The sequence below is a fragment of the Geodermatophilus chilensis genome, assembly GCF_002802985.1.
Classification (GTDB): Bacteria; Actinomycetota; Actinomycetes; order Mycobacteriales; family Geodermatophilaceae; genus Geodermatophilus; species Geodermatophilus chilensis.
Genome location: NZ_NVPT01000171.1, coordinates 1 through 10,449, shown reverse-complemented (window position 1 = coordinate 10,449; position 10,449 = coordinate 1). Strand labels below are relative to the sequence as shown.

Sequence of the window (10,449 nt, the reverse complement as noted above, 5' to 3'; positions counted from 1 at the left end):
CCCGTTGATCACCTGCCGGTGATCGTTCCAACGGCCGCCGCGGCGCGGCGTCCGGTCCGGCACGAGCGGCTCCAGCCGAGCCCACTCCGCATCAGTCAGATCGTGACGATCGAGCACAGGCCAGGCCTACCGAACCCGCCGGTCAAGATCGATGAGACACGCCCTAGTGTCGGTCCGCCGGCAGCCGCCGCAGGTCGTACCGGCACAGCTCGACGAGAGGCCGCGGGATCCGCCCTGTCCGAGGGTGCTTCGCGGGGTGCTCAGACGACCGTGACCGGAACCTCCATGCCCATGTCCCGGTGATTGCCGACGGAGCAGTAGAAGACGTACTCCCCTGGCTCGAGGGTCACCTCGACGCTGCCCGACCGGCCCGGTCCGATCAGCTCGCTGGCGGCCACCTCCGTCCCGGCGGCGTCCTCGACCACGAGGTCGTGCGAGGCGGTCCCCTTGTTGGTCACCTCGATGGTGTAGGTCCCGGCCGGAAGCTCCTTCTCGGGCAGCTCGATGGCGAAGTCGACCTCCGTGGCCTGCAGCACGGTGGACGGCGCCTGCGACTCCGCGGAAGCGCTCGACCCACCGGTCGGGGCGGCCGCCGTCGTCGCGGCAGCGGAGCTGGACGCCGCGCCGCTCGACGAGGGAGCCGGCTCGGAGGAGCAGGCGGTCAGCGCCGCGGCGACCAGGCCGGTGGCCAGGACGACCCGCGGCCGGAGGATCCGGCGACCGGGAGCGGGGACGGCGGTGCGGGCAACGGACAAGGGAACTCCTCGGGCTGGGCCGGCAGCCGGAACGGCGCGGCGGTTCGATGGACGGCCCGGCTCCGGCCGGGTCGACCGGCAGGCCACTGGCCTGTTCCTTCTTGGTGTCCGACCCGGGCGGGTTCTTACCTCGCGGGCCGGAACATCTTCCGGCCCGCCCAGTCCAGCCTGCTCAGGCCGGGCCGTCTCCGGCAAGCAGGGCGGTGAGGCTCTCGTGCTCCTCGCCGCAGGCGGGGCAGCCCCGCAGGTGCGCCGCCATGCCGGGCACCGCGGCCTCGGCGTCGGCTCCGGCGAGCTCCAGCTCGACGTAGCGGTCGAGCTCGTCGAAGCACACCTCGCAGGTGACCTCCGGGCGGCCGGGGCCGAGCAGGCGGCGCAGGACCGGCGCGAGCTGGGGCTGGCTCATTCCGCCTCCTTCTGGGTGGGAATCGGTGCCGGGCCCAGGCCGCGGTCGGCCAGATGGGCGCGCAGCTTCCGGCGGGCGTCGTGCAGGGTCTTGTACAGGGCTCCGCGGGCGGTGCCGAGCCGGTCGGCGAGGACGTCGATGGGCACGCCGTTGAGGGCGAGGGCGACGAGGACGTTGCGCTGGTGCGGGGTGAGCGCTCCGGCGATTCCTTCCCGCACGCCGGTCAGGAGCTCGGCGTGCTCGACCTCCTGGTCCGGGCCGGTCCCGCCGTCGGGGAGGACGTCCCAGGACTCGGGCTCGAGGGAGACCTCGCGGTCCCGCCAGGCCCGTCGGCGCAGCTTGACCGAGGTCTCGTAGATGGCGAACTTGTAGGCCCAGGTGGTGAAGCGGCTGGCGCCGCGGAAGGTGTCCAGCCGGGCCAGGACGGCCATGAGCGCGTCGTCGACGGCCTGCACGGCCAGGTCGTCGAGCTCCTTGCCGCCGATGCCGGGCAGGGCGGGTCGACGTCGGGCCGTCTCGAACCGGGCCGCTCGCAGCAGGAGCCCGTGCAACCGGCCGATCGCCAGCTCCCGCTCCGAGCCGGCGGCGCGCAGCGAGGTCAGCCACTCCTCGGAGTCGTCCCGGCGGAGCCCGGCCTCCGGTTCGGGAACCGCCGAGGCGGTCAGCGGATTCTGCACGACTCCAGATCCTGCCCGCTGCATCACCGCGGCGCTGCCCGATCGTGCTCGGCAGGGGACAGGATCCGCGCGGCCAGAGCCGGGGGGCAGCCGCGCTCCACGAGCTGCAGCAGGGCGTGCAGATCGAGCCGGACGTCCGCGGCGAGCGCCGCCGCCAGGGTCGAGGGGAACCCGGCGTCGAGCAGCCGCCGTCTCCGCCATTCGACGACGTCCTCGCGCTGCCGCTCGGAGTGCGCCCTTTCCGTTCGCATACCTGGTGAGTGTTCCGTCGAGGGCCCGGTCTTACCCCCGCGCCGGTGATCCGCAGGTGTCGTCGAAAAATCCCCCGAACCCGAGGTAAGACCCTCGCTCCCCTCCGTCACTAAGAGCTCCCGCCAGTAGGTCACCGGATGCGTGGTGATCTTGGCCTGGTGTCCCAGCGGTAGAGGTACCAGGCGGCCCGCCGTAGAGCACGGACGGTGACGATCGCGGCGGCCAGGGCCAGGTAGGCGTCGAGGCAGTCGCGGCGGCGTTCGGTGCAGCGGCGGAGCTTGCCGAAGTCGTTGAGCCAGGAGTTGGTGCGCTCGACGACCCAGCGGCGGCCGACCTGGATGGGTGCTGGGACACCGCGCTGGGCGATCTGGGCGAGCAGCCCACGGTCGGCGAGGGCTTCCCGGCAGGGCCGGTAGTCGTAACCGGCGTCGAGGTGCACCGTGGCGCCGACCGGTAGTGGCTGGAAGTCCTTGAGCGCGTCGAGGGTCTGGGTCAGGAGTGCGTGGTCGACGGTGTTGGCCGGCGCGGAGACGGTGGCCAGGGGAATGCCGGCGCCGTCGGTGAGCTGGGAGCGTTTCATCCCGCCTTTGGCCCGGTCGACCGGGCTGCGGCCGGCGCATTCACCGCCGCAGGGTGCTTTGGTGGTGCATCCGTCGACGGCCACGTCGGCCAGGTCCAAGCCGATCATCTGCTCGTAGGCATCCAGGCAGGCCAGCCGCAGCCGGTCGAAGACCCCCAGCCGGGTCCACTCATCCCGGCGGCGGCGCAAGGTAGTGGCCGAGCAGTCAGCGTCAGCAATCCGCTCGTAGCCGACGCCGTAGACCAGCGCCTCGATCAGCTTGTCGAACACCACGTCATCCGGGAGGTTGTCCCGGCGCTCGTAGAAGTTGAGGGGGCGGTCCCCCGCTCGCTCCTGCCGTGCGGTAGGGGTTGGGCGTCCGCCAAGACACCACCTGCCAGAAGGGGACCGCCGTGAGCAAGACCTACCAGAAGAAGGCCGCCGCGCCCAGGAGCGAGGCGGTGACGCCGCCGCTGGAAGCGGCGACCGTGGCGTTGACCGAGATCGCCGAGTCGGCCCGTGAGGGCCTGCTGGCGCTGGCGGTGGCCACCGGCCTGCAGGTGATGGGCGCGTGGATGAACGCCGACGTGGAGGCGCTGTGCGGGCCGCGAGGCAAGCACAATCCCGACCGGGCCGGCTACCGGCACGGCGTCGAGGCCGGCAGCGTCCCACTTGGCGGGCGACGGGTGCCGATCACCCGGCCCCGGGTGCGCGCCGCCGACGGCTCCGGTGAGCTGCCGGTGCCATCCTACGAGCTGTTCAACGGCACCGAGTTGCTCGGCGAGCTGGCGTTGGAACGGATGCTGGCCGGGCTGTCGACCCGCCGCTACCGGGTCGGGCTGGAGCCGGTCGGCAGCGAGGTCGAGCAGAAGGCGACGGCCACCAGCAAGTCCGCGGTCTCGCGCAAGTTCGTCGCCGCGACCGAGACCGCGCTGGCCGAGCTGATGGCCGCCGACCTCTCGGCCCTGGACCTGGTCGCGCTGATGATCGACGGGGTGCACTTCGGCGAGCACTGCTGCGTGGTCGCCCTCGGCGTCGGCCTCGACGGGGTCAAACACCCGCTGGCCCTGGAGGAGGGCTCCACCGAGAACGCCACCCTCGTCACCGACCTGCTGGTCGGCCTGCGGGACCGCGGCCTGGACGTCACCCGCCCCACCCTGGTGGTCATCGACGGCTCGAAGGCGTTACGCCGGGCGGTGCTCGACGTCTTCGACTCCCCGGTGATCGGCCGCTGCCAGCTGCACAAGATCCGCAACGTGCGCGACCGGCTGCCCGAGCGGCTGCGCTCGACCGTGGAGAAGCGGATGCGCGCCGCCTACCACGCCGACTCCGTCCTCGACGCCGAAGCCCAACTCACCGCGCTGGCCCGCGAGCTGGACAAGACCCACCCGGGTGCGGCCACCAGCCTGCGCGAGGGCCTGAACGAGACGCTGACCGTGCTGCGCCTGGGCCTGCCACCCACCCTGGCGCGGACGTTCCGCTCCACCAACGCGATCGAGTCGATGATCTCTATCTGCCGCGACCACTCCCGCAACGTCAAGCGCTGGCGCGACGGGCAGATGGCGCTGCGCTGGTGTGCCGCCGGCATGCTCGAGGCCGGCAAACAGTTCCGCCGAGTCAACGGACACCTGCACCTGGCGAAGCTGCGCGCCGCGCTCGACGCCGAAATCGCCGGAACTGTCACACCAGCCGTTCAGAATGAGGAGGTCGTCGCAGCCTGACGCACAACGGACCGCCGCCGAAGTTCTACGGGACTCGGGACAACCTCTCATCCGGAATTCGCGGCCGGTGACAACCCAACGGATGTTCGACATGTCGGACCGGCAGAAGGGCGAGGAACTGCTCGCGCAGCGGGTCGAGAAGGCAAGATGGCACGGCAGGCACGAGGACCTCCGATCACAGAGCGTGAGAACTCCTGATCGTTGAACTCGTGCCTGCCTTCACGTCCGCGCCACGCCGCACCACACATTGCCGATCTTGGTCAGCCGCCTACTGGCGGGAGCTCTAAGCAGGCAGGAACGCCGGAGACCGACCGGCGGACGGACGAGAGGAGGCCAGAGATGCGGATCGGCGACACCATGGTCATCGTCGGCGCGGGCCTGGCCGGAACCAGCGCCGCGCAGACGCTGCGGACCGAGGGCTTCGAGGGACGCGTCGTCCTGATCGGCGACGAGCCGGAGCTCCCCTACAACCGGCCGCCCCTGTCGAAGGGCTACCTCAGCGGTGAGACCCCGCGCGAGCAGGTCTCCCTGCACGACGGCGCCTTCTACGACGACTCCGACATCACGCTGGTCACCGGCACACGCGTCACCGATCTGGACCTGACCGGCTCCGAGGTAGTACTGGACGACGGAACGCGGCTCGGTTTCGACCGGTTGCTGGCCACCGGTGCCACTCCCCGGCGTCTGCCGGTGCCCGACGGCGACCTGGCCGGCGTCCACTACCTGCGGACCCTGGCCGACGCCGATGCGCTGCGCGCGAGCTGCGTCCCGGCGGCCGCCTCGTCGTCGTGGGTGCCGGGTGGATCGGCTCGGAGATCGCCGCATCGGCCCGCTCGCAGGGCCTGGAGGTGACCGTCGTCGACCCCGCTCCGCTCCCTCTGGTCCGGGTACTGAGGCCAGAGGTCGGGAGCCTTTACCGCGACCTGCACGCCGGCCACGGGGTCCGGCTCCTGCTGGGCACCGGCATCGAGGCCTTCGAGGGGACCGGCCGGGTCGAGCGGGTGGTCATCTCCGACGGCCGGCGTCTGGAGGCGGATGTCGTCGTCGTCGGCATCGGGGTGCTGCCCCGCACCGAACTGGCCGAGCGCGCGGGCCTGACCGTCGAGGACGGCATCGTGGTCAACGAGCTGCTGCGCACCAGCGATCCGCGGGTGTTCGCCGCCGGCGACGTGGCCCGTGCCCGCCATCCCTTCTACGGGGAGCATCTCCGCGTCGAGCACTGGGCCGCCGCCCGCGGCATGCTCGGCCGCGGCGTCCCCCTCGACGCGCTGCCGTACTTCTTCTCCGACCAGTACGACGCCGGCATGGAGTACCGCGGGCGCGCTGCCCGGTGGGACCGGGTGGTCATCCGCGGCGCTCCCGACAGCGGGGAGTTCCTGGCCTTCTGGCTGCAGGACGACCGGGTGCTGGCCGGCATGAACGTCAACGTCTGGGACGTCGGCGACGACATCGAGGCGCTCATCCGCTCCCGGGCGCAGGTCGATCCCGACCAGCTGGCCGACCCCGACGTGCCGCTGACCGAGGCGGCTACTCGACCGGCCTCCACCGGCGGAGCCAGGAAGACCGGCTTCCTGGCGGAGGGACTGAACTACGCGCGCCAGTTCGTCCGCGCCCGGTTCACCGTCGCGGCAGCCACTCCGCTGGAGGAGCTCGCCGCCGGGGAGGGCCGGGTGCTCGACGTCGCCGGCGAGAAGATCGCCGTCTACAAGGACCCCGACGGCGGGCTGCACGGCGTCTCACCGGTCTGCACCCACGCCCGCTGCCTCGTCGAGTGGAACTCCGCCGACACCGCCTGGGACTGCCCCTGCCACGGCGCCCGCTTCTCCCCCACCGGCCAGGTCCTGCGCGGACCGGCGAAGAAGGACCTCGCCCCCCGGCCCCTGCCGGTGGCCGACCGGCACGACACCAGCACCTCCTGACCGCTCCACCCCACCCACCCGATCAAGGAGATCCCCGTGAAGAACCGCCACCCCGTCCAGCTCGTCGCCCTGCTCGCCGGCGCCGCCTTCCTGCTCGTCGGCATCCTCGGCTTCGTGCCGGGCATCACCAGCGGCTACTCCGACCTGTCCTTCGCCGGACGGCACTCCGAGGCCCACCTGCTGGGCCTGTTCCAGGTCAGCGTGCTGCACAACGTCGTCCACCTGCTGTTCGGCGTCATCGGGATTGCCGCATCCCGCAGCTTCGCCGGTGCCCGCGGCTTCCTGGTCGGCGCGGGCGCGACGTACCTGGTGCTCACCGTGTACGGCTTCCTCGTCGGACACGACAGCCCGGCCAACTTCGTGCCGGTCAACGCCGCCGACAACCTGCTGCACCTCGCTCTGGGCCTGGGCATGCTCGCCGCCGGACTGGTCCTGGGCAAGAGCAGCGCGGCCGCCCCCGCCACCTCCCGTCGATGACGGCCCCCGCCGGGCCGCAGGCCTCGTTGCGGCCTGCGGCTCCGGCGGTCGGCGGCAGGGTGGACCTGCCGGCCGCGGCCCGCTCGGTCCGCGAGCTGCTGGTGGCGCTCGGAGAGGACCCCGACGCCGACCACCTGCAGGACACCCCCCGCAGGGTCGCCGCCGCCTACGCCGAACTGCTGAGCCCGGCGCCGTTCGGCATGACGACCTTCGCCAACGACGAGGGCTACGACGAGCTCGTCCTGGCGCGGGACATCCCGTTCACCTCGCTGTGCCAGCACCACCTGCTGCCCTTCACCGGCCGGGCCCACGTCGGGTACCTGCCCGGGGAGCGGATCGTCGGGCTGTCCAAGCTGGCCCGCGTGGTGGAGACCTACGCCCGCGCGCTGCAGGTGCAGGAGCGCCTCACCGCCCAGGTGGCCGACCGCCTGGAGAAGGCGCTGCGGCCCCGCGGGGTGGGCGTTGTGCTGGAGGCCGAGCACTCCTGCATGTCGCTGCGCGGCGTGCGCGCCACCGGCTCCCGCACCACCACCTCGGCCCTGCGCGGCCTGATCCGCGAGGACGGACGCACCCGGCAGGAGTTCCTGTCCCTCACCACGGCGCACCAGCCTCCGCGCTGAGCCGCCCACCGATCGGAGAGCGATGAACCGCCTGCGCCGCCCGACTCCGCACCACCAGGACGACCACCGGCTCGACGATGGAGTTCGTAGGGCCGAGTTCCGCAGCCGCACCGGCACGCCAGGCCGGTCGCTGACCAATGCGGTGCTCGCCGGAGGGGTCGCCGCGGTGGTCAGCGGCCTGCCCTCGACGCTGTCCGCGGTGCGCATCGGTGGCGACCCCCTGGAGGCATCCCTCGCCGCCGGCACCGTGCTCCTGCGCGACGAGCAGCGCGCCTCCCGGCTGCTGCCGGCGGCGGCGCTGGTCCACGCCGGCATGTCCCTGGGCTGGGCGCTGGTCCTCGCCGCGACCCTTCCCGCCCGGCGCACCATGCTGGCCGCGGGGCTGTCCGGTGGGCTGGCCGGCGCCGCCATCGCCGCACTCGACCTGGGCCTGGTCGGGCGTCGCCTGCCGCGAATCCGTAGGCTGCCCGTCCTCCCCCAGCTGGCCGACCACGTCGCCTACGGCGCCGTGGTCGGGTCGGTGCTGGCCGCGCGGGCCGGGCGCGCCGGCGAGGTGGTCGCGGTCCGCTCCGTGGGCACGGCCCCGGAACGGGTCTTCGAGTTCCTCGCCGACCTGCGCAACCACTGGCTGCTGGAGGACCGCTTCGTGGAACTGCGCGGCCTGGACGGCGACGAGGGCAGCGGCCCCCGCGGGGGCCGGGTGCGGCTCACGGGCCCGCTCGGCATCAGCCGGGAGGCACGGACCCGCGTGCTCTCGGCCCGCCCGCCCACCGCGACCCGTCCCGGGCGGTTGGCCGGACGCGCGGACATCGGCAGGCGCACCACCGGGCGGGTGGCCTGGGAGATCGCCGTCGGGAAGGACGGCGGGTCGCGGGTCACCCTGCGGGCGGCCGCGGAGCGCGCGTCCCTGCTCGATCGGACGCTGCTGCTGCTCGGCCGCTGGTGGCTGCAGCACACCTTCGACCGCGCCCTCGCCAACCTCGACCGCATCCTCGAGCCGGCTCCGTCCGTGCGGCCCCTCCTGGACCGGAAGGCGGCCGGGTGATACGCGACCGGAAACGGCGGCTCACCACGGCACTGGCCCGCACCGTCGTCAACCCGGTCATGCGCAGAGCTATCGAGCGGGGCATCGCGCCGCCCGGATACGCCCTGCTCGAGACCACCGGGCGCAAGTCGGGACTGCCGCGCCGCACCCCCGTGGGGAACGGGCTGGACGGCGACACCTTCTGGATCGTCACCGAGCACGGCCGCAGCGCCGCCTACGTGCGCAACCTCGAAGCCGACCCCCGGGTGCGGATCAAGGTCGGCAGGAGATGGCGCACGGGAACCGCGGTCGTCCTCCCCGAGGACGACGCACGCGAGCGCCAGCGTCGAATCGGCCGCAGGTTCAACGCCGCCGTCGTGCGCCTGATGGGCACCGACCTGCTCACCGTGCGCGTCGACCTGGAGCCGCCGACCCTTGCAGGGGATGAGCCCGACGACCAAGTGGCCGGGCAACCGCAGACGTCCGCCGACCCTGACCGGAAGAGGAACTGATGACCCAGCACCTGGCAACCCCTGACCGCCCTCGACGCCGCTCGACCCCTCTCCGGACCGCACTCGCCGGCCTGGTCGCGCTGCTGAGCCTGGCCCTGACCGGCTGTGGAGACCCCGGTGGCGGTGGCGGCGGGGGCTACGTGGCGCAGCAGGCGCCGGCCGAGCTCCCCGCGCCCTGACCGACGGGGGAAGAGGCCCGTGGAGATCTGGATCAACCCGTCGTGCTCGAAGTGCGCGGCGGCCACCGAGCTGCTCGACGAGGCGGGAGCGCACTACACCGTCCGCCGCTACCTCGACGACCCGCCGACCGCCGAGGAGCTGGACGCGGTGCTGCGCCGGCTGGGCCTGGAACCCTGGCACGTCGCCCGCATGCAGGAGCCCCTCGCCGCCGAGCTGGACCTCGTGCGGCTGCCGCGGGACCGCCGACGCTGGCTCGAGGTCATGGCCGCCCATCCGCTGCTCATCCAGCGGCCGCTGATCACCGCCGACGACGGCACCACCGTGGTGGGACGCTCCGAGGAGGCGGTGCGTGAAGCACTGCGGGTTTCCACACCTTCCTGATCGCCCAGCCCACGGAGCCGACCGCTGATGCCCCCTCCATCGCCGGTCATCTACTTCGGTTAGGCGCACCGGACGCGGTGACCCGCTGCCACTCCCGTAGCTCGGGCCCCGCGACGCTGAGGTCGTGCACCGCTTCCCACAGCCGCCGGGCCCGCTCGGTTCCCGGAACGGCGTCGAGCTTGACAAAGATCGCTTGACCGTCGGCCAGGCTGAGCGTGGGAGTGCCAAACACGCCGAGCTTCTCGCCTGCGGCGTGTTCGGCAGCGACTGCGGCGAATCCGGCCTCGCGGTCGAACCGCCGCAGCCCGGCGTCCCGGCCGAACCCGACGATGTCGTCGGTGGTCAGCCGCCCGGGCTCCTCATGCCAGGCGGTGAACATCCGTCGCCGATAGCCGTCGACGTCCCCACCGTCGGCTCGGACCTGCTCGTGCACCGCCAGCGCGATCAACGAGACGTTGTCGGCGTACCCGGCCTGCTCGAACACCGCCTCGTCGCGGTGGTTCTGCTGCAACAGAGAGAACGGCCGCCACCTGATCTGCGGGTCAGTCAGCGCGTCGAGCCAGTGCCGGGCACGGTTGGAGAACCCGCAGGTGTAATCGAAAAAGACGTCAACGGTCATGACCGTCCTCCTGGAATTGTCGAGTAGTAGCAGCAATGGCGGGTCGAGACGGAAGACGGATTGGCGCCCGCCCCGTCAGCGGCCTTGGTTCGGTCACGTTCCTGGTCGCTGCGAGTGCATGGTCTCAGCGGCCCGGCCCTGACAGGTCCAGCTTCTGCAGGGCTTCGAGGTAGCCCTCGGTGTAGGTGGGGAACTGGGCGACCTGGTCGAGGAGCCGGTCGATCGGGATCTGCTCGCGGACGGCGAGCGCTGCGGTGTGGATCCACTCGCTGGCCTGCGGCCCGACGGCCCAGGCGCCGAGCAGCACCCGGCGGTCCCGGTCGGCGAGCACCCCGAGGTGGCCCCGC

The 10,449-nt window shown here is 72.5% G+C and carries 14 protein-coding genes and 4 pseudogenes; 9 read left to right on the top strand and 9 right to left on the bottom strand.

Annotated features, from left to right (window positions below; all coding sequences use genetic code 11):
• From CNO22_RS29370 to CNO22_RS22255, 6 genes and pseudogenes are all read right to left on the bottom strand, one after another.
• Positions 1-117, bottom strand: a pseudogene (locus CNO22_RS29370) (IS5/IS1182 family transposase); the annotation flags it as partial.
• A 143-nt stretch (positions 118-260) separates the two neighbouring features.
• Positions 261-755 carry a cupredoxin domain-containing protein gene (locus tag CNO22_RS27315; RefSeq protein WP_157937073.1) on the bottom strand — a complete coding sequence of 165 codons (495 nt, stop codon included), beginning with the start codon at positions 753-755 and terminating at the stop codon, positions 261-263.
• A 172-nt stretch (positions 756-927) separates the two neighbouring features.
• Entirely contained in the window at positions 928-1,161 is a 234-nt protein-coding gene (locus tag CNO22_RS22270; protein WP_100501415.1) for an anti-sigma factor, read from the bottom strand.
• The gene (locus CNO22_RS22265; RefSeq protein WP_198588517.1) at positions 1,158-1,838 is read right to left on the bottom strand and encodes an RNA polymerase sigma factor; all 681 of its coding nucleotides are present in this window, start codon (positions 1,836-1,838) and stop codon (positions 1,158-1,160) included. The genes CNO22_RS22270 and CNO22_RS22265 overlap by 4 nt, the downstream gene beginning before the upstream one ends.
• Positions 1,839-1,861: 23 nt before the next feature.
• A complete protein-coding gene (locus CNO22_RS22260; protein ID WP_100501413.1) occupies positions 1,862-2,089 on the bottom strand; it encodes a hypothetical protein in 228 nt (75 codons plus the stop codon).
• A gap of 131 nt (positions 2,090-2,220) precedes the next feature.
• Positions 2,221-2,985 (bottom strand): annotated as a pseudogene (locus CNO22_RS22255) (IS5 family transposase); the annotation flags it as partial.
• A gap of 77 nt (positions 2,986-3,062) precedes the next feature.
• On the opposite strand from CNO22_RS22255, the gene CNO22_RS22245 reads away from it, so the two are divergent.
• Positions 3,063-4,370, top strand: coding sequence for an IS256 family transposase (locus CNO22_RS22245; protein ID WP_408609706.1), 1,308 nt, complete (start codon positions 3,063-3,065; stop codon positions 4,368-4,370).
• Positions 4,371-4,419: 49 nt separating this feature from the next.
• Here the strand turns inward: CNO22_RS22245 and CNO22_RS28530 are convergent.
• Positions 4,420-4,533 (bottom strand): annotated as a pseudogene (locus CNO22_RS28530) (IS5/IS1182 family transposase); the annotation flags it as partial.
• 176 nt (positions 4,534-4,709) lie between these two features.
• Here CNO22_RS28530 and CNO22_RS30215 point away from each other — a divergent pair.
• The 8 genes and pseudogenes from CNO22_RS30215 to CNO22_RS22205 all read left to right on the top strand — a co-directional run.
• A pseudogene (locus tag CNO22_RS30215) lies at positions 4,710-5,545 on the top strand (NAD(P)/FAD-dependent oxidoreductase); the annotation flags it as partial.
• A 63-nt stretch (positions 5,546-5,608) separates the two neighbouring features.
• A complete protein-coding gene (locus CNO22_RS30210) occupies positions 5,609-6,289 on the top strand; it encodes an oxidoreductase C-terminal domain-containing protein (RefSeq protein ID WP_408609707.1) in 681 nt (226 codons plus the stop codon).
• Between the two features lie 36 nt (positions 6,290-6,325).
• Positions 6,326-6,766, top strand: coding sequence for a DUF4383 domain-containing protein (locus CNO22_RS22230; RefSeq protein WP_232807255.1), 441 nt, complete (start codon positions 6,326-6,328; stop codon positions 6,764-6,766).
• Complete coding sequence (folE, locus tag CNO22_RS22225; RefSeq protein ID WP_100501408.1) at positions 6,763-7,386, top strand: GTP cyclohydrolase I FolE; 624 nt, start codon at positions 6,763-6,765, stop codon at positions 7,384-7,386. Before CNO22_RS22230 ends, folE begins: the two co-directional genes overlap by 4 nt.
• 22 nt (positions 7,387-7,408) lie before the next feature.
• The gene (locus CNO22_RS28525; protein WP_198588516.1) at positions 7,409-8,431 is read left to right on the top strand and encodes an SRPBCC family protein; all 1,023 of its coding nucleotides are present in this window, start codon (positions 7,409-7,411) and stop codon (positions 8,429-8,431) included.
• A complete protein-coding gene (locus tag CNO22_RS22215) occupies positions 8,428-8,922 on the top strand; it encodes a nitroreductase/quinone reductase family protein (RefSeq protein WP_232807254.1) in 495 nt (164 codons plus the stop codon). Before CNO22_RS28525 ends, CNO22_RS22215 begins: the two co-directional genes overlap by 4 nt.
• On the top strand, positions 8,922-9,101 hold the full coding sequence (locus tag CNO22_RS22210; protein WP_100501406.1) for a hypothetical protein: 180 nt from the start codon (positions 8,922-8,924) through the stop codon (positions 9,099-9,101). Before CNO22_RS22215 ends, CNO22_RS22210 begins: the two co-directional genes overlap by 1 nt.
• A 19-nt stretch (positions 9,102-9,120) precedes the next feature.
• Entirely contained in the window at positions 9,121-9,483 is a 363-nt protein-coding gene (locus tag CNO22_RS22205; protein ID WP_100501404.1) for an ArsC/Spx/MgsR family protein, read from the top strand.
• A 46-nt stretch (positions 9,484-9,529) separates the two neighbouring features.
• On the opposite strand, the gene CNO22_RS22200 is transcribed toward CNO22_RS22205, so the two are convergent.
• Both CNO22_RS22200 and CNO22_RS22195 read right to left on the bottom strand, forming a co-directional pair.
• On the bottom strand, positions 9,530-10,102 hold the full coding sequence (locus CNO22_RS22200; RefSeq protein ID WP_100501403.1) for a DsbA family protein: 573 nt from the start codon (positions 10,100-10,102) through the stop codon (positions 9,530-9,532).
• Positions 10,103-10,226: 124 nt separating this feature from the next.
• The coding region (locus CNO22_RS22195; protein ID WP_456298008.1) for a hypothetical protein at positions 10,227-10,449 on the bottom strand (223 nt) is incomplete at its 5' end.